The sequence below is a fragment of the Altererythrobacter lutimaris genome (genome assembly GCF_013371495.1).
Lineage (GTDB): Bacteria > Pseudomonadota > Alphaproteobacteria > Sphingomonadales > Sphingomonadaceae > Erythrobacter > Erythrobacter lutimaris_A.
Map to the genome: position 1 here is coordinate 800,427 of NZ_JABWTA010000001.1, position 25,277 is coordinate 825,703.

Annotated in this window: 25 protein-coding genes; 9 read left to right on the forward strand and 16 right to left on the reverse strand. The window is 58.2% G+C overall.

Annotated features, from left to right (window positions below; genetic code table 11):
* Positions 1–139 precede the first annotated feature (139 nt).
* Complete coding sequence (locus tag HUO12_RS03865) at positions 140–592, forward strand: universal stress protein (protein ID WP_176272348.1); 453 nt, start codon at positions 140–142, stop codon at positions 590–592.
* Positions 593–598: 6 nt separating this feature from the next.
* Here the strand turns inward: HUO12_RS03865 and rnr are convergent, their stop codons facing one another.
* The 8 genes from rnr to radA form a co-directional block, all read right to left on the reverse strand.
* Positions 599–2,890 carry a ribonuclease R gene (rnr, locus tag HUO12_RS03870; protein WP_176272349.1) on the reverse strand — a complete coding sequence of 764 codons (2,292 nt, stop codon included), beginning with the start codon at positions 2,888–2,890 and terminating at the stop codon, positions 599–601.
* Between the two features lie 3 nt (positions 2,891–2,893).
* On the reverse strand, positions 2,894–4,438 hold the full coding sequence (gene proS, locus HUO12_RS03875; protein WP_176272350.1) for a proline--tRNA ligase: 1,545 nt from the start codon (positions 4,436–4,438) through the stop codon (positions 2,894–2,896).
* 65 nt (positions 4,439–4,503) lie between these two features.
* Positions 4,504–5,067 (reverse strand): polyhydroxyalkanoate synthesis repressor PhaR, encoded by a 564-nt coding sequence (gene phaR / locus HUO12_RS03880; RefSeq protein WP_176272351.1) that lies wholly within the window; start codon positions 5,065–5,067, stop codon positions 4,504–4,506.
* 63 nt (positions 5,068–5,130) lie between these two features.
* Complete coding sequence (gene alr, locus HUO12_RS03885; RefSeq protein WP_176272352.1) at positions 5,131–6,180, reverse strand: alanine racemase; 1,050 nt, start codon at positions 6,178–6,180, stop codon at positions 5,131–5,133.
* Positions 6,170–7,807: an MFS transporter gene (locus tag HUO12_RS03890; RefSeq protein ID WP_176272353.1), complete on the reverse strand. Its 1,638-nt coding sequence runs from the start codon at positions 7,805–7,807 to the stop codon at positions 6,170–6,172. Before HUO12_RS03890 ends, alr begins: the two co-directional genes overlap by 11 nt.
* Positions 7,808–7,847: 40 nt before the next feature.
* Positions 7,848–8,288, reverse strand: a complete 441-nt coding sequence (locus HUO12_RS03895; protein ID WP_176272354.1) for an iron-sulfur cluster assembly scaffold protein — start codon at positions 8,286–8,288, stop codon at positions 7,848–7,850.
* Positions 8,285–8,806 carry a CvpA family protein gene (locus HUO12_RS03900; RefSeq protein WP_176272355.1) on the reverse strand — a complete coding sequence of 174 codons (522 nt, stop codon included), beginning with the start codon at positions 8,804–8,806 and terminating at the stop codon, positions 8,285–8,287. Before HUO12_RS03900 ends, HUO12_RS03895 begins: the two co-directional genes overlap by 4 nt.
* Positions 8,807–8,818: 12 nt before the next feature.
* Positions 8,819–10,186 carry a DNA repair protein RadA gene (radA, locus tag HUO12_RS03905; RefSeq protein WP_176272356.1) on the reverse strand — a complete coding sequence of 456 codons (1,368 nt, stop codon included), beginning with the start codon at positions 10,184–10,186 and terminating at the stop codon, positions 8,819–8,821.
* Between the two features lie 70 nt (positions 10,187–10,256).
* On the opposite strand from radA, the gene HUO12_RS03910 reads away from it, so the two are divergent.
* Positions 10,257–12,578, forward strand: coding sequence for a patatin-like protein (locus HUO12_RS03910; RefSeq protein ID WP_176272357.1), 2,322 nt, complete (start codon positions 10,257–10,259; stop codon positions 12,576–12,578).
* A gap of 4 nt (positions 12,579–12,582) precedes the next feature.
* Here HUO12_RS03910 and HUO12_RS03915 read toward each other — a convergent pair whose 3' ends face one another.
* The 3 genes from HUO12_RS03915 to dnaK form a co-directional block, all read right to left on the reverse strand.
* Positions 12,583–13,467, reverse strand: coding sequence for an MBL fold metallo-hydrolase (locus HUO12_RS03915; RefSeq protein ID WP_232367301.1), 885 nt, complete (start codon positions 13,465–13,467; stop codon positions 12,583–12,585).
* Positions 13,468–13,550: 83 nt separating this feature from the next.
* A complete protein-coding gene (gene dnaJ / locus HUO12_RS03920) occupies positions 13,551–14,684 on the reverse strand; it encodes a molecular chaperone DnaJ (protein ID WP_176272359.1) in 1,134 nt (377 codons plus the stop codon).
* 82 nt (positions 14,685–14,766) lie between these two features.
* On the reverse strand, positions 14,767–16,695 hold the full coding sequence (dnaK, locus tag HUO12_RS03925) for a molecular chaperone DnaK (protein ID WP_176272360.1): 1,929 nt from the start codon (positions 16,693–16,695) through the stop codon (positions 14,767–14,769).
* Between the two features lie 165 nt (positions 16,696–16,860).
* Here dnaK and HUO12_RS03930 point away from each other — a divergent pair, with 165 nt between their 5' ends.
* The 3 genes from HUO12_RS03930 to HUO12_RS03940 all read left to right on the forward strand — a co-directional run bounded on the left by HUO12_RS03930 (position 16,861) and on the right by HUO12_RS03940 (position 18,379).
* The gene (locus HUO12_RS03930; RefSeq protein ID WP_332310366.1) at positions 16,861–17,364 is read left to right on the forward strand and encodes a copper chaperone PCu(A)C; all 504 of its coding nucleotides are present in this window, start codon (positions 16,861–16,863) and stop codon (positions 17,362–17,364) included.
* A gap of 182 nt (positions 17,365–17,546) precedes the next feature.
* Positions 17,547–17,885, forward strand: a complete 339-nt coding sequence (locus tag HUO12_RS03935; protein ID WP_408609443.1) for a hypothetical protein — start codon at positions 17,547–17,549, stop codon at positions 17,883–17,885.
* On the forward strand, positions 17,882–18,379 hold the full coding sequence (locus HUO12_RS03940; RefSeq protein WP_176272361.1) for a GNAT family N-acetyltransferase: 498 nt from the start codon (positions 17,882–17,884) through the stop codon (positions 18,377–18,379). The genes HUO12_RS03935 and HUO12_RS03940 overlap by 4 nt, the downstream gene beginning before the upstream one ends.
* Before the next feature lie 68 nt (positions 18,380–18,447).
* Here HUO12_RS03940 and HUO12_RS03945 read toward each other — a convergent pair whose 3' ends face one another.
* The 4 genes from HUO12_RS03945 to hrcA all read right to left on the reverse strand — a co-directional run bounded on the left by HUO12_RS03945 (position 18,448) and on the right by hrcA (position 21,199).
* Positions 18,448–19,122, reverse strand: a complete 675-nt coding sequence (locus tag HUO12_RS03945; protein ID WP_176272362.1) for an OmpW/AlkL family protein — start codon at positions 19,120–19,122, stop codon at positions 18,448–18,450.
* 146 nt (positions 19,123–19,268) lie between these two features.
* The gene (locus HUO12_RS03950; protein ID WP_176272363.1) at positions 19,269–19,544 is read right to left on the reverse strand and encodes a hypothetical protein; all 276 of its coding nucleotides are present in this window, start codon (positions 19,542–19,544) and stop codon (positions 19,269–19,271) included.
* 10 nt (positions 19,545–19,554) lie between these two features.
* Positions 19,555–20,136, reverse strand: a complete 582-nt coding sequence (gene grpE / locus HUO12_RS03955; RefSeq protein WP_176272364.1) for a nucleotide exchange factor GrpE — start codon at positions 20,134–20,136, stop codon at positions 19,555–19,557.
* 19 nt (positions 20,137–20,155) lie between these two features.
* The gene (hrcA, locus tag HUO12_RS03960; protein ID WP_176272365.1) at positions 20,156–21,199 is read right to left on the reverse strand and encodes a heat-inducible transcriptional repressor HrcA; all 1,044 of its coding nucleotides are present in this window, start codon (positions 21,197–21,199) and stop codon (positions 20,156–20,158) included.
* Between the two features lie 85 nt (positions 21,200–21,284).
* Between hrcA and rph the strand changes: the two genes are divergently transcribed.
* Together rph and rdgB are read left to right on the forward strand one after the other, a co-directional pair.
* The gene (gene rph / locus HUO12_RS03965; RefSeq protein ID WP_176272366.1) at positions 21,285–21,998 is read left to right on the forward strand and encodes a ribonuclease PH; all 714 of its coding nucleotides are present in this window, start codon (positions 21,285–21,287) and stop codon (positions 21,996–21,998) included.
* On the forward strand, positions 21,995–22,624 hold the full coding sequence (gene rdgB, locus HUO12_RS03970; protein ID WP_176272367.1) for an RdgB/HAM1 family non-canonical purine NTP pyrophosphatase: 630 nt from the start codon (positions 21,995–21,997) through the stop codon (positions 22,622–22,624). The genes rph and rdgB overlap by 4 nt, the downstream gene beginning before the upstream one ends.
* Here rdgB and HUO12_RS03975 read toward each other — a convergent pair.
* Positions 22,621–23,148, reverse strand: coding sequence for a CAP family protein (locus HUO12_RS03975; protein ID WP_176272368.1), 528 nt, complete (start codon positions 23,146–23,148; stop codon positions 22,621–22,623). The genes rdgB and HUO12_RS03975 overlap by 4 nt on opposite strands.
* A gap of 52 nt (positions 23,149–23,200) precedes the next feature.
* Between HUO12_RS03975 and hemW the strand changes: the two genes are divergently transcribed.
* Together hemW and HUO12_RS03985 are read left to right on the forward strand one after the other, a co-directional pair.
* Positions 23,201–24,352 carry a radical SAM family heme chaperone HemW gene (gene hemW / locus HUO12_RS03980; RefSeq protein WP_176272369.1) on the forward strand — a complete coding sequence of 384 codons (1,152 nt, stop codon included), beginning with the start codon at positions 23,201–23,203 and terminating at the stop codon, positions 24,350–24,352.
* On the forward strand, positions 24,349–25,260 hold the full coding sequence (locus HUO12_RS03985) for a tyrosine recombinase XerC (protein WP_176272370.1): 912 nt from the start codon (positions 24,349–24,351) through the stop codon (positions 25,258–25,260). Before hemW ends, HUO12_RS03985 begins: the two co-directional genes overlap by 4 nt.
* Positions 25,261–25,277: the final 17 nt, after the last annotated feature.

The following is a 25,277-nucleotide window of genomic DNA, read 5'->3' on the forward strand; positions in this document are numbered from 1 at the left end:
TTCCCCTTGATGACGCCCCAGTGACGCGACGTCATTCCTTGGCAAACACCTCTGACGAATTCGCAGCGTATGGGCAAGGTCCTTGCGAAGAATACGATTTCAGCCAATACCGGTCTCCACAAGAACAGGAGCGGGTTGAATGCGGGTTTTCCTGGTGGTGATGGACGAAACGAAAGAGGCGCGGTCTTCGCTGCGCTATGCGTCTCGCCGCGCAGCAGCGGTGGATGGCGCTGTGCATATCCTGGCGCTGGTGCCGCAACAGAATGTCAGCGCGTTTGGCGCTGTGCAAGCAACCATAGAGCAGGAAGCACGTGATCGGGCCGAGGTGCTCGCCCACGGCGCGGCAGGGAATTTGCTCGCGGAAAGCGGGATTATGCCCGCGATTTCCGTACGCGTTGGCAATGCGCAGGCGATGGTGAAGGAATTTCTGGCAGATCACGAGGAAGTCGCGGCGCTGGTGCTGGGCGCGGCCTCAGGGAGCAATCCCGGACCGCTGGTGACGCACTTTTCTGCGCAGGCGGGAACTCTGCCCTGCCCGCTCTACATCGTGCCGGAAGGTTATGACGAAATGGCGGAGAAGCGAGGGGACTGACGGGTGTTAGCGCCGCCGTCCCTGGTGGCGGATATTTGACGGCCGACCCCGTTTACCGGCCTTGTACTTCCCTTTGCCGCCTTTTCGCTCGCCATAACGAGGTGCCGGACGTGCGCCGCGGGGTTCGATCGCGTTGCCATCGCTGTCGACAGGCACGAATTTCATCGCACCGGTGAGCGGGTTCGCCTCTGCCAGTTGAAGTGTGAGCCGATCGCCAGCGGTGTAGCTTGTGCCGCTGCTTTCACCGACGAGCGATTGCGCAGCCTCGTCATAGCGGAAATGCTCTGCGCCAAGCGTGGATACAGGCACGAGCCCATCTCCGCCCAGCCCAAGGATAGTCGCGAAGAAACCGAAGCTTTGCACGCCTGTAATGCGAGTCTCGAAGTTCTCGCCGATCCGATGCGAAAGCCATGCTGCGACATAGCGGTCGATGGTGTCGCGTTCTGCCTCCATTGCGCGCCGTTCGGTCTGGCTGATCGCATCTGTGATCTGCTGAAGCGATTGGCGATCGCGGTCCGAAAGCCCCGAAGCCTCAGGCAAATCCACCTTCGGCCTAGGTTGCTCGAGCTTGTACGCATCGACCAGCGCGCGGTGCACCAGCAGGTCTGAATAGCGGCGGATCGGCGATGTGAAATGCGCGTAGGAACCAAGCGCCAAGCCAAAATGCCCCGCATTGGCAGGGCCGTAATAGGCCTGCGTTTGCGTCCGCAACACGGCCTCCATCACGAGCGCCTTCTCCGTCTCGTCTGTCACATCTTTAAGCATGCGATTGAAAAGACCCGGTGTGACGACTTGCCCGAGCGCGAGCTTCTTGCCTGAGGTTGCGAGGAAGTCTCGCAAGGCGATCAGCTTCTCGCGGCTCGGCGGCTCATGCACACGATAAACAACCGGCGAGTTTTTGGACTCCAGCGCTTTCGCCGCCGCGACATTGGCGGCGATCATGAAGTCTTCAACCACGCGGTGCGCATCCAGACGCTCGCGCACTGCGATTTCTTCAATCTGGCCTTGCTCGTTTAGGACAACGCGACGCTCGGGCAGTTCCAGCTCGAGCGGATCACGCGCATGCCGCGCCTTTGCGAGCAGCTTCCACGCGCCCCACAGATGCGTGAGATATTCAGGCGTATTATCGCCATCCACCGCCGCCTGCGCGTCCTCGTAAGCGATGTTGTGCGCAATCCGGACAATGGCACGGCTGAAACGCCACTTCCGGATCATCCCTTCAGCATCGATCTGCATATGGCAGACCATCGCTGCACGGTCCTGATCCTGTTTCAGGGAGCAGACATCCGCGGACAGCACTTCAGGGAGCATCGGCACGACACGGTCAGGGAAATAAACCGAATTGCCGCGCTTGCGCGCCTCGCGATCAAGATCGCTTCCGGGCCGCACATAATAGGACACGTCAGCAATCGCGATGACCGCGTCATAGCCGCCATCTTCACGCGGACTGGCCCAGATCGCATCATCATGATCGCGCGCATCGGCAGGATCAATCGCGACAATGGGAAGACCCCGCAGATCCTCGCGCTTCTCTTCGCTGAGCGCTAATCCCGTCGCGATTTCCGCCTCTTCCAGCACCTCGTTCGGGAAGACATGCGGGATGCCGTGTTTCGCAATTGCGATCAGGCTGAAGCTCTTGGGGGCGAGCGGATCGCCAACGACTTCAACCACTTTCACGCCAGCGCGCGGCGAGCGTCCTACTCGTTCAGCAATGACGAGTTGGCCTTCCTCAGCCTGACCCAAATCCGAGATAGGAGTTGAATTGCGAATGCGTTTGTCGACCGGCGCAAGCCAAGGTTTGCCTGTCCCATCGAGTTCAACCACGCCCATCAGACCTTCGGTTCGCGCGGGCAGCTTCTTCATCGGATGCGCAATCCATCCGCTTTTCGTCTCTTCCGTGCGCGACAGCACCCGGTCCCCGCGCTTCAGGGCAGGCATCCGCTTCCCGCCCCGCCCCTTCAGCTCGCGCATGGTGATCCGCGGAGGCTTATCCGGAGCATCGGGGGACCAATTGTCCGGCTCTGCAATCGCTTCGCCATCTTCAATGTCAACGACGCGCAGCACTGTAACTTTCGGGACGCCGCCCATGCGGTGATAGGCAGTCTTCTTACCGTCGATCAGACCTTCCTCGGCCATGTCCTTAAGCAAGCGTTTTAGCGCGATCTTTTCCTGGCCCTTGAGACCAAAGGCCTTGGCAATCTCGCGTTTGCCCGCAGGAGTGTCCGAGCTTTGAAGAAACTCGAGAACCTGTTCGCGTGAAGGTAGTCCAGCAGGTCGACGTGGGGGTCGCTTGGCCAACGGCTAGTAAGCCTTCGCGATGAGAATGCGCTCGAGCGCTGGCTCGCCGGTGAAGATGCAAGCCCCGTCGGCCGGCGCTGCGTCGCGTGGCACGTTGCGAATGGTGAGCTTGTGCGCTTTCAAAGTCTCGACGACCTTTTCCAGCGCGTCTCCTGTAGGCTTGGCCCATTGCACTTCGACCCAGCCCGGAAATTGCTCGCCGGAGGAATAGAACGCCGCGACTTCATCCATGCTGGTGACCCCGCGCGTGATATTGGCATCACGGCGCTCGCGTGCTTCGTTGAAGAGGCCCGCTTGAATTTCTTCAAGGATCGCTGAAGCGCGTGAGATAAAGCCCTCGCGCTCAGCAAAGTCGAAATTCGGTTTGCCATTCTCGGGATTCCAAAGGTCATCGCGGCGGAGTACGGCTACCTTACCGCCTTCCATGTCGCGACTACCGACTTCGATCACAATCGGCGCGCCCTTGCGCACCCAGTCCCACCGCTTGGCGGCAGCCTTGCCAGCCCGCTTGTCGAGCAGCACGCGGATCGGCTCACCCAAGGCCGATTGCGAGGCCAAGGCAGCGCGCACTTCCTCGCAATAGGCGAGCAGGGCTTCGTCCTCGGGCTTGTCGCGCAGCATGGGCAGGATCACGATCTGATGCGGAGCAATACGAGGCGGGACGCGCAGGCCGTCATCATCGCCATGCGTCATGATGACACCGCCAATCATCCGCGTCGACACGCCCCAGCTGGTCGTGTGCGCGAATTGCTCGCTGCCTTCACGGTCCTGATATTTGATCCCAGCAGCCTTAGCGAAATTGGTCCCGAGATAATGCGAAGTGCCCGCCTGGAGCGCTTTACCATCCTGCATCATCGCTTCGATTGACCAGGTCTCGTCTGCACCAGGAAAGCGCTCATTCTCCGGCTTCTCCCCAGCAACAACTGGAAGCGCCAAGTCTTCCTCAGCACAAGCGCGATACATTTCCAGCGCACGATGCGTTTCTTCCAAAGCATCCTCACGCGTTTCGTGCGCGGTATGACCTTCCTGCCAAAGGAATTCGCTGGTCCGCAGGAACATCCGCGTACGCATTTCCCAGCGCACAACATTACCCCACTGGTTGGTCAGCAGTGGCAGATCGCGCCAGCTCTGGATCCAGCGCGCCATGGCATCGCCAATGATTGTTTCCGAAGTTGGACGAACCACCAACGGCTCCTCCAGCTTGGCTTCTGGATCAGGGATCAAGCCACCATTGCCATCGCCAATCAGACGGTGATGCGTGACAACCGCCATCTCCTTCGCAAAGCCTTCGACATGGCTTGCCTCACGCTCGAAATTCTTCAGCGGAATGAAGATCGGGAAATAGACATTGTCGACGCCCGCCGCCTTAATGCGTTCATCCATCAAACGCTGGATCCGCTCCCAGATGCCATAGCCCCATGGCTTAATGACCATGCATCCGCGCACGCCGGATTCTTCCGCCATTTCAGCAGCTGAAATGACTTCCTGATACCATTTGGCAAAGTCGTCAGTGCGCTTGACTGACAGGGCGTGACGGATGTTGGACACAGGGAGAGTTCTCGTTCTTGGATTTTTGCTGATGATATGAGCGCGGCCTCTAGAGCCAAGCCGGCTTACTTGCCAAGCTCATCCAGCTTTTTCTGCATTTGCGCCATCTGCTCACGAAGGGCAGCGAGTTCTTCCTTGTCGGACGATGCCTCTTGCGATGCCGAGCTCTTGCCGCTTGCTCCCGGAATCAATGCGTCCGCTGCCGCGCGCATCATGGCCATGTTGGTTTCGTGGATCTTCGCAATCGGAGAATTGCTGATCCCCTTTTCGAAAGCTTCGCGAATTTTCGCCTGGTTCTGGCGAAAGTTCTGCATGCTCGCTTCAAGATAGGACGGCATGAGCGACTGCATCGAATTGCCATACATGCCGATTAACTGGCGAAGGAAATTGACCGGCAGCATTTGCCCGCCGCCGCTTGCCTCTTCTTCCATGATGATCTGCGTGAGGATCGAATGGGTAATATCATCGCTGGTCTTGGCATCGAGCACTACAAAATCGACGTCATCGCGCACCATCTTCGCGAGGTCTTCCAGCGTGATGTAGCTGGAGCTGTCGGTATTGTAGAGCCGCCGATTGGCGTATTTCTTGATGATGATGGCATCGCCATCATTTCGCTTCGCTCGTCCCATGAATTCTCTTTCGTTTTTGTGCGACTTTGCTGCGTTAGCACCTGCACAATGTGCAGTGCAACATCAGGCGTTACCAGAGCGCAAGCGGGTCCCCAGAACCGTCAGCAATTCGTATTGCGACAGCCCGCTTTGCTGCGCCGCGTTTTGCAGGTTGTATGGCAGCGTTACCCAGTTGCCCTCGCGCACTTCGGGCGCCTCGGTCAAGTCGGCTACGATCATATCCATTGACACGGTGCCGAGCATGGGCAGGTGCTTGTCGCCAAAGGTAAACGCACCCTGCCCTCGCCAGCTGCGAAGGATCCCGTCCGCATAGCCAAGCGAGACGACCCCAATGCGCATGTCACGGTCGGCAGTGAAGCGAGCATTGTAGCCCACTGTCTCACCTGCGCAGATTGTTCGCGTTTGAAGGATAGCGGCTTCGACGCCAGCAACCGGTGTGATTGCGCCGGAGAGTTCCGTGCGAGGCACTCCGCCATAAAGAGCCAGGCCCGGACGTGTGAGATTGAAATGATAGTCGCTGCCAAGCGCTATGCCAGCCGAATTCGCAAGGCTGGCTGAGCGGTGCGCAACTTGCTGCCTCGTTTGCTTGAAGACTTCAAGCTGGCGCGCGTTCATCGGGCTGTCTTCATCCGCGCAAGCCAGATGGCTCATCAGCACATCGACCTCGAGCGCTTGCACATTCGCGTCGCCAAGCTCGCTGGGCGAAAGCCCTAGACGGTTGATCCCGCTATCCACCATCAGGTGGCATCGCCCGCCTCCGCTCGCTTGCCAGCGCTCTGCTTGTTCGACGGAATTGATGACGGGGACTGCGCCTATCTGCTGAGCGTAATCCGCATCCTCTGACGTCAAAACGCCATGAAGGACCGCGATCTGGCTTGCGGGAATGTGGTGCGCGACCGCTTCAACCTCGCTCCAATGCGCGACAAAGAAGTGTTGGCAGCCAGCATCGCGCAATACAGGCACACAAGTGTCAACGCCAAGGCCGTAGCAGTCCGCTTTGACCGCAGCGCCAGCCTTTGCAGCGCCTGACATCGCATCGAGCGCACGCCAGTTTGCTGCCAGCGCGTCTGTATCGACAGTAAGCCTTAGCGTTGAAGATGGCTTATCCGGCATCTTCGCCGAAGTCGCGCGGCGGGCCTGAAGGCAAGCCCCACAAAGCGATCACGATGCCGAAAGCAACGACGACCCATGTGTACCAAAGCCCGGCATAGATATCGCCGCTGCGCGCTACGATGATCCCTGCAATCAGAGGCAGGAAACCGCCAAGATAGCCGGCACCGATGTGATAGGGGATCGACATCGAGGAATAGCGGATTTCAGGCGGGAACATTTCGGACAAGAGCGCTGCCACTGAACCATAAGTCAGCGCGGAGAGCCATGCCATCCAGAGCAGGATCGCAACGATCCCGATCCACGCGCCTGCGCTCAGTTCGGGCTGTGAGAAGTCGAAGCCCTGCTCTGTCAGAGCAGCCTGAACGCCAGCCTTGCGAGCAACACTGTCAGTAAACCAGGCCTCGTCGATGGCTACAGCTTGCCCGGCGACGGACAACCCGACCTCGCTTGCGGGCTCAACCGTGTATGGAACACCTGATGCAGTCAGCGTCTCAAGCACAGAACCGCAGTTGGTCTGACTCCGGTCAAACAGCTCTGCAAAAGGATCAGTTGTGCATTCCGGGCCGCTTACGACCACGGGCGCACGCTTAGCTGCCTCTGCAAGACCCGGATTGGCGAGCGAGCCCATCAACCAGAACGCTGGGAACAGGGTGATCAGGGTCAGTACCGCACCAATCAGGATGGGCTTGCGGCGCCCTACTCTGTCCGACCACTTGCCAACGATCAGATAGAAACCCATGGCGAGGGTGCCTGCGAAAAACAGGATCAGCTCGACCGTCAGCGCGTCCAGGTTCATCGGCCCGCGCAGGAACGACATGCCGCTAAAGAATGCGGTGTACCAGATCGTCGTCAGGATGCCTGTGACACCGAACAGGGCGACAAAGATGCGCTTCTTGTTCCCGGGATACGTAAAGCTTTCGACGAACGGATTGCCTGCGATTTTGCCCTCTTCCTTCATCGCTTTGAACACAGGGCTTTCCGACAGCATCAGTCGCATCCACAGCGAGATGCCGAGCAGCACGATGGACAGCAGAAATGGTACGCGCCAGCCCCAAGCGAGGAAGTCATCCTCAGGGATCAGGAAACGGCAGGACAAGACAACGGCGATCGACAGTACAAAACCGCCCGCAACACTCGCCTGGATAAAGCTCGTATAATATCCGCGCTTCTCCGGCGGTGAGTGCTCTGCGACATAGATTGCCGCGCCGCCATATTCACCGCCTAGCGCGAGGCCCTGCAAGACCCTCAATATGATGACGATAATGGGCGCAGCGATGCCAATCGTATCGACCGTGGGGATCATGCCGACCCCGGCTGTCGCGATACCCATCAACGTAACTGTCACAAGGAATGTGTATTTCCGCCCGAGTTTGTCGCCAAGAAAGCCGAACAGTATCGCGCCAATGGGACGGAAAGCAAAGCCAACCGCGAAGGTCGACCACACAAGCAGCAATGCCAGCGTTTCGTTCTCGACGTCGTAAAACGCATCTTTGAGAATGTAGGCGAGTGTGCCGTAGATGAAGAAATCGTACCACTCGAACACGGTCCCGGCGCTGCTGGCGCCAATAACGAGCCGGATTTCCTTCTGGCTGGGTTCTTTTGCGGCGTGGTCTGCAGTCGTAGCCATGGCTTCCCTTACGTCTCCCCTGAGTAAGCGAATGGTTCCTCTAGCGGCTGTCTTGTGCCTTGGAAAGCGCCTCTATTGCTGCGCTCCACGGAAGCAGGATTGCACCATGGCGGCTTGAATACGAACGCGCTTCCTCGAGTGTTGATATTCCGCTCCAGGCAGGCATCTCTTCGGCCCCATGAAGCCAACCTTCCAGACTGGCTTTCGCGCGCTCGATATCGGCGAGCGTGCGGCCCTTTGCATCCGCAGCAAATATAGCGGCGGCGGCTTGTCCGATCGCGCAGGCGCTCACTTGCATACCGATCTGCGTGATTTCACCATCATCGCCTTGCGACAGACCCATGGTAAGCGAGCTGCCACATGTTCGTGACCTTGCTTCACCCCTCGAGGCAAAGTCATCGCTCAAAGGATATCGCGCCAATTGCACCGCAAGCCCCAGCACTTCGCTGGTGTAGAGCTTTGCAACACTCCCGATAGTCATTCCGCGTCGTCGCCTGTCCCTGAGACTTGCGCACGGCGCTCAGCGATTATTTCAACCAGATCGCGAGAAGCTGCATCAACAACCGGATAGGTCCGCGCCGTCGACATCCAAGCAGGCCGTCCCTCGTAACCCCAGACCGTGTCGAACCCGAGCACCAGGACAGAAAACGCAAAGACGATGATGATAGCGCCTTTGAGCGCTCCAAACCCGAAACCAAGCACACGATCAATCGGACCAAGGATCGAGCCGCGCGCTGCTTGGCCAGCATTGCTCGCAATCACTTTCATTGCGGCATAAGGGATTAGCAGCAGCAGAGCGAATGCGAGGATCGATGTCGTCGTCGGCTCTTCGAGATAGATGACGAGCTGCTCCGTGAGCGGCGTGTGCAAATATCGGATCGCAAATGCCGCCAAGACCCACGCCGCGAGCGAAAGCACTTCCTGCACAAGGCCGCGCATGAAGCCCCCGATCGCAGCCACACCCACGATAATCAGAACAATAATATCGAAACCCGTCATAGGCGCGATGGATTATGCATTCCCCATCACATGGTCAACGAGCTTTGCGAGCTGTCCCAACTGATGATATTTCAACGAAGACGAACCGGTTTTTGCGTCCGACGGGCCGAACGCCTTACTGAATCCCAGCTTTGCCGCCTCTTTTGCGCGGATATTCGCATGAGCAACCGGGCGGACTTCACCCGCCAGTGACACTTCTCCGAACCAGACGCTTTGCTTAGGCATCGGCTTGTCTGCGAGCGCTGAAACCAATGCCGCAGCGACCGCCAAATCCGCCGCAGGATCTGCCAAGCGATACCCGCCCGCGATGTTGAGATAGACCTCAGCCGAACTGAAATTGAGCCCGCAACGCGATTCCAGTACCGCCAGCAGCATCGCCAAGCGGCTGTTGTCCCATCCCACCACGCTACGCCTCGGTGTTGCGCCCGATTGCAGCCGCACAATAAGTGCTTGTATTTCGACCAGCACCGGCCGCGTTCCTTCTAGCGCAGGAAATACCGCGCTTCCTGCCAAAGGCTCATCGCGTCCCGACAGGAACAGCATTGACGGGTTTGGTACTTCGGCCAGACCTTCGCTTTCCATCGCGAAGACACCGATCTCGTCGACTGCACCGAAACGGTTCTTGAGAGCGCGCAAAATGCGGAACTGGTGGCTTCGTTCGCCTTCAAAGCTCATCACCACATCGACCATGTGTTCAAGCACGCGCGGGCCAGCGATATTACCGTCCTTTGTAACGTGGCCAACGAGCACCAGAGCGACATCGTTCTGCTTGGCATAACGGATCAGCTCGAGCGCGCAGCCACGGACCTGGCTCACTGTACCCGGAGCGCCTTCGATGGTGTCCGAATGCATCGTCTGGATCGAATCGATCACGAGCAAGGCAGGCGATTCCATCGAAGTCAGTGTAGTGAGGATATCGCGAACAGAAGCCTCACTCGCTAGCTGAATCGGGGCGTCAGCAAGTCCTAGCCGGGCAGCGCGCATCCTCACCTGTCCTGTTGCCTCTTCCCCGCTGACATAGATCGCGGTTCCGCCGCCTTTCGCAACCGTCGCTGCAGTTTGGAGTAAGAGCGTTGACTTGCCGATGCCCGGATCGCCGCCCATCAAAACCGCTGAACCGGGCACGAGCCCTCCCCCAAGCGCGCGGTCAAACTCGGCTAGCCCGGTTGGCCTGCGTTTCGGCAATTCCGCCGGGCCATCGAGTGGCACAAACTGCAGCGCACGCCCGCCGCTCGACAGATCGTGTTTTTGCGAGAACACCGTGGCCGGTGCATCCTCCACCATTGTGTTCCATTCCGCACAGTCGGGGCATTGCCCCTGCCAGCGGTGCGTCACACTGCCACAGGCCTGACAGACATATCGTTTTTTCGGCTTTGCCATCCCCAAGGAATACGCAGAACAGAATAAGAACGCAATTGCCTTTCGTGCTTATCCCCTGCATCACGCTCATGTGCGTCAGAAAGAACTCCGCATTGCCCTCGTTTGCTATGGTGGCGTCAGCCTTGCAGTCTACATGCACGGCGTCACGAAGGAGATATGGCAGCTGGCGCGCGCCAGTCGCGGCTTCCATTGCGGTGGGCCTGATTGTGGCGGCGTTGAGACTGTCTACCGTCGTTTATTCCACCACATTGAAAGCCGTGCTGGGCTTAAACTGCGAGTCCTGCCTGACATCCTGACAGGCGCGAGCGCAGGCGGCATCAATGCGGTCTTCCTCGCTGAAGCGATCCATTCCGGTCACTCGCTGGAGCCGCTCACCGATTTGTGGCTGACCAATGCTGATGTCGACAAACTGCTCGACCCCGATGCGCGCCCCATGTGGAAATTCGCAAAGTTTTGGGCTCAGCCGATTGCTTGGTGGCTATTCTCGCGTCCTGGTAACGTTGTATCTGAAAGCGTTGCTCCAGAAACGCGCCAAGAAGTCCGCACCAAGGTGAGTCGCTTTGTAAGAGGTCGTTGGTTTCAGCCGCCATTCTCTGGCGACGGTTTTTCCACTCTGCTGTTTGATGCGCTTGCGGCGATGCGGGCAGGCCAGGTCGAGGACCCGCTCCTGCCCCCAGGACACCCTGTAGATCTGTTCGTCACCGCGACAGATTTTCGCGGGCACCGCGAGATGCTGCGTTTGAATTCGCCTCCGGTCGTCGAAGAGGCCGAGCATCGCTTGCCGATTGAGATCAAGTCGAGGACGCCGTCGCAAGGCGGACTTTCGCTTTCCAATCCGCTGGAGCTAACGCTGGCTGCACGCGCGACCGCAAGCTTTCCAGGTGCTTTCCCCGCGCTCGAGCTTGCCGAGATAGATCGCTTAGCTGAGCGCCGCGAGCATGGCTGGCCGGGACGCGACGCTTTTTTGCGAGCAATTATGCCGGTTCAACATCGTGCGGGGATTACTGACAGTGTCGCCCTGATCGATGGCTCGGTTCTTGTGAACGCGCCTTTCAGAGGCGCGATTGAAGCGCTTGATCGCAGACCTTCGCAACGCGAAGTCGACCGCCGTTTCGTCTATATCGACCCGCGCCCGGACCGATTTGGTGATGAGTATGTCAAAGCGAAAGAGCCTGTCGGGTTCTTCGGCGCGATCTTCGGCTCGCTTTCGACAATCCCGCGCGAGCAGCCCATAAGAGACAATCTTGAAGTGCTAGAAGAGCAATCGCGCGATGCTGAACGCCTCCGCCGGATGGTTCAAGGCATGCGTCCTGAAATCGACCGAGCGGTCGAGAAACTGTTCGGCCGCACCTTCTTTCTCGATAGTCCAACGCCGAAACGTCTGAAAGCGTGGCGCTCCAAAGCTCAACAAGCTGCTGCTGAGAATGCTGGTTATGCATTCCAATCCTATGCGCAGACCAAATTCACAGGGATCGTCGAGCAACTTGCCAAGCACACATTCGATGCGGCACCTGAACTGCCGTTGCCGGATGCAGGACCGGTCGAAGAGGTGTTGCGGACAGAACTCGCAGCGCGCGGCCTTACCTCGCTGAGCGATCCCAAAGGCGGTGCGAACAATGCGGCGATTGCGTTCTTCCGCGCGCATGATCTGGGTTTTCGCATTCGCCGCTTGCGACTGTTAGCGCGAAGGCTTGCCCGCGACTGGGAAGTTGATCCGGACATTCCCGATGACGCGCTCGATGTGGCGCGCGAAGCGATATACCAGATACTCGAGCTCTATCTCATGCGTGACGGTCTCGCACCGCTAGGAAAGGACTTTCCCGCTCTGGCAAGTGAAGTGCTGACAGAGCCTGGTGCGGTGCTCGACCATCTGGCAAAATTGCGTCTGCTACCAACAGTCGACGAGAAAGCAGAAGAGCTGCTCACAAATGCGCTTGAACAGATGCCCAAGGGCCTGCGTCGGCGCATGTTGCTGACTTATCTGGGCTTCCCGTTCTATGATGTTGCGACCCTGCCGCTGGTGCGTAATGAAGGCCTGACTGAGTATGACCCTGTAAAGGTCGACCGGATCTCGCCCGATGACGCTTTGAGCATTCGCGAAGGCGGGACTTCAGCCACTTTGCGCGGCACAGAGTTCTTCAATTTCGGCGCATTCTTCAGTCGTGCCTATCGCGAGAACGATTATCTGTGGGGTCGTCTTCACGGCGCTGAGCGGATGATCGACCTGGTGTGCTCGACATTGGAAGCCCCGTTGCCGGATAATCAATGCATGGCGTTCAAGCGCGATGCGTTTCTCGCCATTCTGGCAGAGGAAGAGGCTGCAGGCCGATGCAGGTCCGGCCTGCTCAATACTCTGAGGGCGGAAGTCGAAGAACGCTTGGGCGGCCTTTGACCCCCTAGTCGAGACTGTCCCACACAGTTTCGATGAAGCGATCAGCAGAAATGAAACCTTCGCCGCGTTCGAAACTGTCGAGTGGCTTCATTGCCTTCGCCTCTTCAATGGTGCTTCCGGACGATTTCAGCGCACGCAGCCGAGTCACCGCCTCACCGATGATATTGCGATAGGCCATCAGCTCGGCTTTATTCGACATCGGCCCGTGACCGGGAATGACCTTGGTTTCGTCATCCATCATCGTCAGCGCGGTATCGAGCGAGAACAGCAGCTGCTGGACATCTCCGCCGGACATGTTGTCGACGAAGGGCCAGCCTGAAATCTTGAAATAGAGATCACCCATATGGACGATGTTTTTCTCACGCCAGATCACGATGCTGTCGCCATCCGTGTGACCGCCACCGATGAACATAACATCGATTGTATCGCCGTTCATGTGAAGCGTGACGCCGCGATCATAAGTCACCACAGGCAAAGCTGCACCGGGTGAGGCAGGCGTGACGCGTTCGCCGCGTTGCTGGTCCGTGCTCATACGGACGCGGACATTCTCATGCGCGAAGATATGCGCGCCCTTCTCGCCGAAATGCTCGTTGCCGCCGGTATGATCGCCATGCCAATGCGTGCTCACGACATAGTGAACGGGATTTGCACCCAGCTCTCCAACGGCTGCTTCGATCTTTTCAGAAAGCGGCGCAAACTGGTCATCGATCAGGACGGTGTAGTCTTCACCGTGGCTGACACCGATATTGCCGCCCGCGCCATAAAGGACCGCTACGCCCGGCGCGATCTCCTCAGTGGTGATCTCGACTTCGCTCAAATCCTGTTGTGCCGCGATTGGCGAGGCAAGAATTGTTGCTGCTGCCAGTGTTGCAAAGACGCGCGTCTTCATCAGCATATCTCCCAGTCCCTTGGGAGTTGCCTAGGCTTTCAATTTGATACTGTCGAGTGGGAGCGCCGAAGTGACTTGTGCGATCAACCGCCGAACGCGTTCTTCAGTGATTCGAAGAAACCACGACTTTCCGGGCATTCGTCACCCGTCTCCGTCTCGCGGAATTCCTTGAGCAGCTCCTTCTGCTTCTTGGAGAGCTTGGTCGGTGTTTCCACCGCCACTTCGACGACGAGATCGCCTCGCCCTCGCCCTTGTAGAACCGGCATACCCGCACCGCGCACGCGCAACTGCTTGCCGGACTGGATACCTGCGGGAATATCGACGGTGTTGGTCGAGCCGTCCAGATCAGGAATATCGATCGATCCGCCCAGAGCCGCTGTCGTAAAGCTCAGTGGCACACGGGTCGCAAGCGTCGTGCCTTGACGCTCAAACACATTATGCGGCCGGACTTGAACGAAAATGTAGAGGTCGCCGGGTGGTGAACCATGCGGCCCCGCTTCTCCGCGCCCGGCAAGGCGAATGCGGGTACCGGTATCAACACCCGGCGGAATGGTGACTTCCAGCGCTTGCACCTTGTCTACGCGCCCTTCCCCGCGGCACTCGCCGCAAGGCGTTTCGATGACTACGCCGCGCCCATGGCAAGTCGGGCATGGCCGCTCGACGACGAAGAAGCCCTGCTTGGCGCGCACTGCGCCTTGACCGTTACAAAGATTGCAGCGTCGTTCGCTGGTACCCGGCTCGGCGCCGGAGCCATCGCAAGTGTCGCATTCAGCCGAGACTTCGATTTCGATCTGCGTCTCTTTGCCGTGGAAGGCCTCGTCCAGAGTGACATCGAGATTGTAGCGCAAGTCCGCACCGCGCCGCGCCTGCTGACGTCCGGCACCGCCACCAAAAGCGCTCCCGAAAATCGTTTCGAAGATGTCGCCAATATCACCGAAGTCTGCGCCGGGATGTCCGCCCCTGCCGCCGCCGCCAGCCATGCCTTCGGTAAAGGCCTGATGCCCAAAGCGATCATAGGCCGCGCGCTTTTGCGGATCCTTCAAACAGTCATAAGCTGCATTGATCGCTTTGAACTGCGCTTCTGCTTCTGCATCGCCAGGATTGCGATCAGGGTGATACTTCATCGCCATCTTGCGATAGGCACTTTTGATGGTGCCCCCGTCAGCATCGCGGGAGACTTCCAAAAGCTGGTAAAAGTCGATCTCAGTTGCAGACATTGTGACCCCGTACCCTGCCCGTAAACTCTAACCGCCACCCGTACGAACTGCACGAGTGGCGGCTGGAGTTATCATCAGGACATCAGTCCTTCTTGTCTTCGTCGACTTCAGAGAATTCCGCGTCGACAACGTCTTCGTCGGCCTCTGCTGCATCGGAAGCATCTGCAGCATCACCTTCAGGAGCCGCATTTGCCTGCTCCTTCTCGTAGATTTGTTGCCCCATCTTCATGGCAGCTTCCGTCAAGGCCTGTGCCTTCGCATTGATCGCGTCGACATCATCGCCTTCAAGCGCTTCCTTGGTCTCACCAAGGGCTGCCTCAACCGCAGACTTGGTGTCCGCATCGATCTTGTCGCCGTGCTCTTCGAGCTGCTTTTCTGTCGCGTGGACAAGACTGTCAGCCTGGTTGCGGGCTTCCGCACCTTCGCGGCGCTTCTTGTCCTCTTCAGCAAACTTCTCGGCATCCTGCACCATCTGGTCGATGTCAGCATCGCTGAGACCACCAGAAGCCTGGATCTTGATCGTCTGCTCTTTGCCAGTGCCCTTGTCCTTGGCAGAGACGTTCACAATGCCGTTCGCATCGATGTCAAAGGTGACTTCGATCTGCGGGACACCGCGCGGCGCAGGCGGAATGCCGACCAGGTCAAACTGGCCAAGCAGCTTGTTGTCGGCTGCCATTTCACGCTCACCCTGGAAAACCCGGATCGTCACCGCGTTCTGGTTGTCTTCTGCCGTCGAGTAAGTCTGCGTCTTCTTCGTCGGGATCGTCGTATTGCGATCGATCATGCGAGTGAAGACACCGCCCAGCGTTTCGATACCGAGCGACAGCGGCGTCACGTCCAGCAGGAGCACGTCCTTGACGTCGCCCTGCAGCACGCCTGCCTGAATGGCAGCACCCATAGCGACCACTTCATCCGGGTTCACACCAGTGTGCGGCTTCGCTTCGAAAAACTTCTCGACCACTTCGCGAACCTTCGGCATGCGGGTCATACCGCCAACCAGGATCACTTCGTCGATATCATCCTTGGAGATGCCTGCGTCGGCCAGAGCCTTTTTGCATGGCTCAAGTGTACGCTGGATCAGGTCGCCAACGAGCTTTTCGAGATCAGAACGGCTCAGCGTTTCCACCAAGTGCAATGGCGTGGATGAACCACCTTCCATGCGCGCAGTGATAAACGGCAGATTGATTTCCGTCGTGGCAGAGCTTGAAAGCTCGATCTTCGCTTTCTCAGCGGCTTCCTTCAGACGTTGCAGCGCAAGCTTGTCCGTCTTCAGGTCCATGTTCTCTTTTTTCTGGAACTGGTCTGCAAGCCATTCGACAATCGCGCTGTCGAAATCTTCACCACCAAGGAACGTATCGCCATTGGTTGACTTCACTTCAAACACGCCATCGCCGATCTCAAGGATTGAGACGTCGAACGTACCGCCACCAAGGTCATAGACAGCGATGGTCTTGCCGTCTTCCTTGTCGAGGCCGTAGGCGAGCGCAGCAGCTGTCGGCTCGTTAATGATACGCAGGACTTCAAGACCAGCGATCTGGCCTGCATCCTTCGTTGCCTGACGCTGAGCATCGTTGAAGTATGCAGGAACAGTGATGACCGCCTGCTTCACATCTTCGCCAAGGTAGCCCTCAGCGGTCTCTTTCATCTTCTGCAGGATGAAAGCAGAAACCTGGCTAGGCGAATATTCTTCGCCGCCTGCTTCGACCCATGCATCGCCATTCTTGCCTTTGACGATGTCGTACGGGACGAGCTCTGAATCTTTCTTTGTCAGCGGATCATCGAACCGGCGACCGATCAGGCGCTTGATTGCGAACAGAGTATTGTCCGGGTTCGTGACTGCCTGACGCTTGGCCGGCTGACCGATCAAACGCTCGCCATCCTTCGTAAAGGCGACGATTGAAGGCGTCGTGCGTGCGCCTTCTGAATTCTCAATAACTTTGGGCTTGCCCCCATCCATCACAGCAACACAGGAGTTTGTGGTGCCGAGGTCGATACCGATTACTTTGGCCATGGTTTCCCCATTCCGTCTACATGTTGGACGCCGCGCGCTTGGCTTCCCGTTACTGGCGAAACCCCTCGGCGGCTCGATTGTGAAGCGGATATAGGTGCGGTTTTGCTTGGCACAAGGGCGTGAGCGCTCTAGTTTTCAACGCTGTTCCATTGGGGGAGTAAATACGTGAAGATCGCTCATAATTTCCGGTCGCTGTTCATCGCACCTGCTAGCGCTGCTGCGCTGGCTCTTTCGCTTGCTGCTTGCGGAGGCGCAGAGGCTCCGGTTGAGGAAGTCACCGAGGTCGAAGGCGTACCGGGTATGACAATTGAAAACGCAAGGTTGGTCCTGCCACCCGTCGCGGGCAATCCGGCGGCAGTTTACTTCGATCTGTCTTACGAGGGCGATCGTGCGCTGACGATCCGAAAAGCTGAAGTTGCCGGCGCAGAAAGCGCGATGCTCCACGAATATGCGGAGTTCGAAGGCAAGATGCAGATGATGGAAGCGCTGCCCATCGGCATTACGAAAGGCGACAAGCTCGAATTCAAGCCGGGCGAAAAGCACGTGATGGCTTTCGGTCTTGCTGAAGGCATCGAAGCTGGCGGGAGTGTCGATGTAACGCTGACAGTTGCTGGTGGCGCAACACAGACCTTCGCAGCAGAAGTGCGAGCCGCCGGGGAAGAACGCTGACGCAGGCGCCAGATAACGCACAATTTGATACGGTCGCTTCCTTTTGCCCTGCCGGCGGGGAGCGGCCACTTACTTCTGGCGAGATCGAACTTGCCCGCAGTATCTTTGGCAATGCGATCGACTATTCCAGAGTCACGATCCGTCGCCGCAAATGGTTTCCTTTCCAGCCCCGCCACGTCACCATGGCACCCCGAGGGCACATCCATTTTCATCCGCTTGGCCGCAATTACTGTGAGGACTTCAGCAAGGCTAGCCTAAGTCTCCAAGCACACTTCATTCATGAGATGGTGCATGTCTGGCAGACGCAGACCCGTGGGTCGTGGTATCTGGTGACACACCGCATGCCGTGGGCGCGATACGACTACAGCCTGAAACCGGGCTGGAAGCTAGAGCAATACGGGATTGAGCAGCAAGCTCGCATAGTCGAACATGCATTCCTATTGCGCAAAGGCGCGAAACTTCCCGGAGTTGCTGACAAGGCGGCTTTTGAGCTACTTGTCGACTTCGGGGAGAGGGAATGACTGGGCAGCTTGATTATATTGTACGACCGTTTGAGCCGCGGGACGCAGCCGCTTTTGCCGGGCTGAACCGCCAGTGGATCGATGCGCTATTCGAGATCGAAGAAAAGGATCGTTTCCAGCTTGAGCATCCACAAACCGCGATCCTAGGCAAAGGCGGCTATATAGCCATCGCAGAAGCCAACGGCTGGGTCGTAGGGACGGGTGCCGTCATGCCCGCCGCGCTGGCGCCCAAGGATGGCAAGTCATGGTTCGAGATCGTCAAAATGTCGACGGACATTTCAGCCCAGCACATGGGCATTGGAAGCCGCATTCTCGATCAGCTCATCGACTATGCGAAGGATCACATGGCCGACGCCTTGTGGCTCGAAACCAATGACCGGTTGGAAGCTGCGACGCATCTGTATCGCAAGAAGGGCTTTCAGGACCTTGTCGGCGATGCGGTTTGGGAGACACCCTATGAGCGCTGCAACATGCAAATGGTGATGGAGCTCTAGCGCTCTGATACGCAAACGGGGCGCCCCTTCAAGAGAGACGCCCCGCCAAAAACTGCAATCTTACTGGCTCAGAAGCGAAAGTAAGCGCCTGCGCTGATCACCCATGGGTCAAGCTTGTGCTCGGTGCGGATGATCTCCGTGTCGCCAACGAAGAAGCGCGCATCGGTGTCGATGAAATAACGCTTCGCATCGATGGAGAGGCCAAAACCTTCATTGAGTTCAATGTCAGCACCCGCCTGCAGCGCAATGCCGAACTCATTGGTGAGATCAACGTCCGTGACGCCCAGTGCCGCCACGTCAGCACCCGCGTCATCGTTGAAGATGATAAAGTAAGCTGGCCCCGCTCCTACATAAGGCTTGAAACCTTCGCCGAGATCAAAGTGATACTTGGCTGTGATTGTGCCTGGAATGATGCGCAGGTCAGAAACCAGCTCTGCCCCGTCGAGACCGCCAAGGCCGTCAACATCGTGCTGTGTCACGCCAGCAATCGTCTCCAGCGAGAAGTTGTTGCTGACGAAGTATTCGATCGCGATGGTCGGCGTGACATTGTCATTCGCTGCACTCTGCGTGCCTTCCGGCAGACCAAAGTCGTCCAGCTCAACATCAGTAATCTCAGCATCGGCAAACACTGCCGTTGCAAATACCTTGGCCTGGATCGAACCAGTGCGATCTTCCTGCGCAAGAGCAGGTGCGGATACGCTTGCGGCCAAAGCTGCGACTGCCGACAAACAAACCTTTTTCATTAAACTACTCCATTGATGAGAGAGCGCTCCCGTGAATCGCTTCTCAAATCCCCGTCCGACCCTGAGAACGTGATATGATATATCTTGTTCCCGAAAACCGGACTAAAGCGGTCCAATTCACATAAATAAAGGAATATCAGCAGTTTCTAATCAATACGCTGCATGTGCGTGATGATCCCAGTCGCACCGGACTCATCCCAAAGATGCTGAACCCTGGCGCGATCTTCATCGCTGCGGAAGCGCTCCATAGCGTCCATATCGGGCACATCAAGGACATGCACTTCGCAAGAGCCGTCCTCGGCGCGCAACCGCTCAGCCATTATGATGCCATACCGATCAAGCAACGGGATCACCGCAGCTTCATAGGCGTCGAACTTCTCCAGATCGACGCCTGCCAGATCAATGCGAGCATGGATGATCATGCTGACCGGTTCACTCTGGAGCTTTCGCCACACCCACCATTGCAGGACGCAGCAAACGATCCTTGATCATCCACCCACTCTGCATTTCCTGAACCACAGTACCGGGTTCAGCGTCGGCAGAAGGAACTTCAATCATGGCCTGATGCTGGTTGGGATCAAGCGGCATACCCTTGGCAGCAATGCGCGTAATGCCATGCTGCTGGAAGACTTTCTCCAGCTCACGCTGAGTGGCTTCGATGCCGACGACCAGACCTTTCATCTTGTCATCTTCGCGCAAGCTATCCGGAATGGCTTCGACCGCGCGTGAGAGATTGTCCCACACACTCAGCACGTCACGCGCAAAGCCGGTTGAAGCATATGCACGCGCGTCCTGAATGTCCTTTTCCATACGGCGGCGGACATTTTGCGTCTCAGCCTGCGCGTAAAGCACTTCCTGTTTCGCCGCGTCGAGATCAGCCTTCAGCGAAGCAAGCGCTTCATTCTCGCCCTCACCTTCGCTTTCCTCCGCCGTGCCATCATCGAGGAATTCCTCCGGCACACCCTTCAGCTCGTCTGCGACCGCTTCATCCTGCGGTTTTTCATTCTCGTTCATTGAAGTCTATTCCGTCCATCTATCCGATGAGCTTGCCCAACGATCGGGCTGTCAAATCCACCATGGGGACGACCCGCGCGTAATTCAACCGCGTGGGACCAATTACGCCCAGCACACCGACCACTCTTCCCTCGCGGTCTCGATAGGGCGACGCGATAACCGAGGAGCCTGACAAAGCGAACAAGCGGTTCTCACTACCGATGAAGATACGGGTCGCCTCAGCGTCGCGTGCGCTATCGAGAATCTCTGCAACTGACTGCTTGTTTTCCAGATCATCGATCAGCGATCGGACCCGCTCGATATCAGTCATGGCTTCGTCATCAAGCAGATTGGCCTGGCCGCGCACGATCAATACCGGCCGCTTGGCGGCATCCTCCGACCACACGGCTAGTCCGCGTTCAACCAGATCGCTGCTTGCGCTGTCCAACTGCGACTGGCCGGCCTTGATCTCCTTCGCGATGAGACCGGACGCTTCGGCGAGCGTTCTTCCAGCAAGTCGAGAGGTAACGTAGTTGGAAGCCTGCTCAAGTGTCGAAGGCACAGCTGCGCTTCCAATCTCGACCACACGGTTCTCAACCGAGCCATCCTCGCTCACGAGGACCGCCAGCGCCCTGCCCTGCCCCAACGGGACCATTGAAAACTGCGCAAGCCGCTCTTCGCGTGTCGGCACCATCACCATACCCGCTGCGCCGGTCAAATCAGACAGCATAGAGCTTGTCTTCTCCAGCGCTTGCTCAATCGGTCCGCTTTCCGACAGGCTCTTCTCGATCTGCGCGCGTTCCTGTGCGTTGGGCTCGGCAACCCGCATCATTCCATCCACGAACAACCGCAATCCCGTTTCAGTTGGCAACCGCCCTGCACTTGTATGCGGCGCTGCAAGCAAGCCACCCTGCTCCAACTCCGCCAAAACCGACCGGATCGAAGCAGACGAAAGGTTCAGAGCGCCATCACTCGCAAGCGTCTTGGAGCCGACGGGCTGGCCGGTCTCGATATAGCACTCCACCACAAGGCGGAAGATTTCGCGCGCGCGGTCAGTCAATACAGAGATCGGCGGTGATGACATGGCCCCTATCTAGCGTGTCCTCTTGCAGCCTCAAGCTTCATGCGCCTAACGCAAGGCATATCGAGTCGGACACTAAGGATAATTCATGCGACCTTCCGGACGCGCGCCTGACGAAATGCGCGCCATCACTATCGAAACGAGCTTCACCAAACACGCCGAAGGCTCTTGCCTCATAAGCTTCGGCGACACGCGAGTGCTGTGCACGGCGAGCGTCGAAGAACGCATCCCCCCATGGCTGCGCGGCAAGGGCGAAGGCTGGGTAACCGGCGAATATTCCATGCTTCCGCGTTCGACGCACACGCGTTCCTCTCGTGAAGCCGCGCGCGGTAAGCAGTCGGGTCGCACACAAGAAATTCAGCGCTTGATCGGACGATCCCTGCGCGCCGTGGTCGACCTGCAGAAGCTCGGAGAGCGGCAGATCACGCTCGATTGCGACGTCATTCAGGCCGATGGCGGTACGCGCACTGCTTCCATTTCGGGCGCTTGGATCGCACTGCGGATTGCTGTCAACAAGCTCATGGAAGCAGGCGAAATCACCGAAGACCCTATCACAGGTCAAGTTGCGGCGATCAGCTGCGGTATTTTCGAAGGCACACCCGTGCTGGACCTCGATTACCCCGAGGACTCTAACGCGGAAGCCGATGCCAACTTTGTCCTGATCGAAGGAGGCCAGATCGCGGAAGTGCAGGCAACAGCTGAAGGTGCAACCTATGACGAGGAAGGTCTGCTTCGTTTGCTTCGCCTGGGTAAGATTGGCTGCGACCAGATTTTCGCAGCACAGCGGGATGCGGTGAAGTGACAAGACGGCTTGGCAGCGGCTCTCTGGTGATTGCCACGCATAATGCGGGCAAATTGAAAGAGATCGCTGCCTTGCTTGAGCCGCATGGCATGAAGTGCCTGTCAGCTGGTTCGCTTGGCCTGCCCGAACCACCTGAAACTGGCACAACTTTTGTTGAGAATGCGCTGATCAAGGCGCGCGCTGCAGCAGAAGCATCGGGCATTGTTGCGCTAGCCGATGACAGCGGGCTGTCCGCTGATGCGCTCAATGGACGTCCCGGCGTCTATACCGCAGACTGGGCAGAGCGGCAGTGGTTCGAAGGCGATCCCGGTCGCGACTGGTATATGGCGATGGGTAAAGTCGAGGGGATGCTGCAAGAGCTCGGCCCTGACGTTGATCGCTCAGCCGCCTTCCATTGCGTGCTCGCGATAGCATGGCCCGATGGCGAATATGCGGTGTACGAAGGCAAGTGCGCAGGCTCCTTGAGCTGGCCGCCGCGCGGAACTATGGGCTTTGGCTATGATCCCGTATTCGTGCCTACAGGTTCTGACTTAACCTTTGCGGAAATAGAACCCGAAGCGAAGCACGCGATCAGCCACCGGGCGGACGCGTTTGCCAAGCTCGTCGCTGAACAATTCGGCGGTTAGCGGACCTCGCGGCCGTAAATATTGCCCGCGGGCCAATAGCGGCAAACGAGGAAATCATCGCGGCTGTTGCGAGCCACCGCGCACCCGACTTCCTGCGTTTCGCGCCATACGACCTGGGTGTAGTGGCCGACATCGCGCCAATTGCCTGTGCGTGAGACATTGGGGAATTCACCCGGTCGGAAATATCGCTTCTCGTCGGCAAACGCGCGGATCATGAACGTCGCGGAATAGGCTCCAGCGCTGCCCATCCAGAGATTTTCGCCGGCACCACCGCGCTCGTCATTGCTCGCATGGCGCATCCGGCCTTCGCGCGCGAGTCTCTCAGCCCAACTTTGCGCATCGCGGGCAAGCTTCTGACTCCATTTGAGTTTTGGCGCACCAAACTCCGCGCGCTCCTGATTATGAGCATCAAGCAACTCAGCGGCAAAGCGGTTTTGTGGACGCTCGGCATGCAAGCCCGCAGTGGCGGCAAGCGACAATCCGGCAAAGGCAGCCAAGGCTGCGAGAATTCGACCCTTTTTCATGCGCGCAAGACTGGACTTGAAGCGCTTAACAAAGGCTGAAATACACTACGGCGTGGCACGCGCTCTCTACATTCACTGGCCCTTCTGCGCGAAGAAATGCCCTTATTGCGACTTCAACAGTCATGTTCGCGATACGGTGGACTTCGATCGCTGGAAGCAAGCGCTGATATCCGACATGCGGCACGAAGCGGAGCTTGCGGGTGGTGAAGCGCTGACGTCGGTGTTCTTTGGCGGAGGCACGCCGTCGCTCATGCCGCCGTCGCTTGTCGCGGCTCTCCTCGAAGAAGCTGAACGTTTATGGGGGTTTAGCCAAGGTATTGAAATCACGCTGGAGGCGAATCCGTCTTCGGTAGAAGCGTCAAATTTTGCCGGGTTGGCGAGCGCAGGAGTGAACCGGGTGTCGCTCGGGGTACAGTCTCTCAGAAGCGACGCGCTGCGGTTTCTGGGGCGTTTGCACGATGTGAACGAAGCGCTCCAAGCGCTTGAAACAGCACAGCAAATCTTCGATCGGGTGAGCTTTGACCTGATCTACGCAAGGCCCGGACAAACCGAAGAGCAATGGCGCGCTGAACTTACTCAAGCGCTTTCCTACGGCACATCGCATTTGTCGCTCTATCAGCTTACCATCGAGCCCGGCACGCGCTTCCAGACCGAAGTAAGGCTTGGAAACATAACGCCTTTGGACGATGATCCGGCAGCTGAGCTGTTCGCGGTAACGCAAGAGCTGACGGAAAATGCCGGCCTACCAGCCTATGAAACCTCCAACCACGCGCGTCCCGGCGAGGAAAGCCGCCACAACCTAACCTATTGGCGCTACGAGGATTATTGCGGGATCGGCCCTGGCGCACATGGTCGCCGCAGGGCTCAAGCCACCGAACGCCACAAACGTCCCGAGGCCTATTTGCAGGCGGTCGAGACACATGGAGATGGCACCAAGATACATCGAGATCTCCCGGAGATGGAGCAAGCTTCTGAAGCGATCCTTATGGGATTGCGGCTAGTTGAAGGGATGCAACTGCAACGCCTCGAAAAGCGCTTCTCCATCCCGCGCAATCAGCTCCTCGATCTCACCAAGGTCGAACTCCACCAAAGCCTCGGCCTGATCTGGCAGGATAGCGGCAGGCTTGGCGTGACTCCGGCAGGCAGACCGTTGCTTGATGGCTTGCTCGCCGAGCTTGTCAGCGATGATCTGGTGTCCGCATGAGTGCTGCAACGACCAAAGCCGATCTGCTCGAAGCCTGGGGCCAGCATCTCAGCCAATCGCGCAGGCGAAGCCCGCATACGGTGCGCGCCTATGTCGCGACCGCCAACCGCTTGCTGCAGGCGCGCGGCGTGGAAAACTGGCACAGCATTGCGAAGCTCGACGCGCGGGACTTGCGCGCCCAGCTTGCGAAACGCCGCGCGGAAGGCATCGGCAATGCCAGCGCCACGCGCGAGCTGTCCGCATTGAAGGCTTTCATCGCATTCGCGCGCGAGCAGTCGGGCGAGATCGATCCGGCTGCGCCGCGCGTGCGCGGACCGCGCCTTAAAAAGGGTCTCCCCCGCCCTCTCACACCCGATGAAGCAAGCAATGTCGCACAGCTTGTCAAAGGATCCGCTTCCGAGGACTGGATCGGCGCAAGAGACCGCGCAGTTCTGCTGCTGCTCTATGGCTCGGGGCTGCGGATTGCCGAGGCGCTGTCGTTGAAAGGCCGCGATGCGCCGCTGGGCGAGGTCCTGCAAGTGACCGGCAAGGGAAACAAGCAGCGGCTCGTTCCGATCCTGCCGATCTGCGCGGAGGCGGTCGCACGCTACACCGTCAAATGCCCATGGCCCCTGCCTGCTGACGAAGCGCTGTTCCGCGGAGCCAGAGGCGGTCCGCTCAGCCAGAACATGGTCCAGAAATCCATGGCGAAAGCGCGCAAAGCGCTGGGGTTACCTGACACCGCGACACCGCATGCTTTACGGCATAGCTTCGCGACGCACTTGCTCGGCGCGGGCGTGGATTTGCGGAGCCTGCAAGAGCTGCTCGGCCATGCCTCGCTGGGTTCAACGCAGATTTACACGCAGGTTGATGCGGCTACGATGCTCGAAAACTACCGCGACGCGCATCCAAGAGCGAAGAAAGGTTAGCGGCAGAAAACCAGGCG